Source organism: Erwinia sp. PsM31 (genome assembly GCF_030433775.1).
Taxonomy (GTDB): domain Bacteria; phylum Pseudomonadota; class Gammaproteobacteria; order Enterobacterales; family Enterobacteriaceae; genus Erwinia; species Erwinia aeris.
In genome coordinates this window covers 1-300 of sequence record NZ_JARUWZ010000082.1, presented here as the reverse complement: position 1 = coordinate 300, position 300 = coordinate 1, and the positions used below count along the sequence as shown (strand labels likewise).

The following is a 300-nucleotide window of genomic DNA, read 5'->3' as shown; positions in this document are numbered from 1 at the left end:
TATGTCCCGTTCGTCGGTAACCCGCTTCAGCTCTTTCTGGAGACGGCGGATCTCGGCCTGAGCATCTGACTGTTCTTTATTAGTGGAAGAATCCGGACCGTACTTCTTTATCCATGCGTAAAGGCTGTGGGTAGTGATATCGAGACGTGTTGCAACGCTGGAAACAGAATGGCCACGATCGACAACCTGTTTGACTGCTTCAATTTTAAACTCTTCTGGATAACGCTTACCGCTCATGGGCACCTCTCTTTCAGCCATCTTAAATGACTCTGAGGTGTCTGTTAAACCCGTGGCGATTCA

The 300-nt window shown here is 48.7% G+C and carries 1 protein-coding gene; it reads right to left on the bottom strand.

Annotated features, from left to right (window positions below; all coding sequences use genetic code 11):
• On the bottom strand, positions 1-237 hold a 237-nt coding region (locus QCD69_RS22550), incomplete at its 3' end, for a transposase (RefSeq protein ID WP_301253579.1).
• Positions 238-300: the final 63 nt, after the last annotated feature.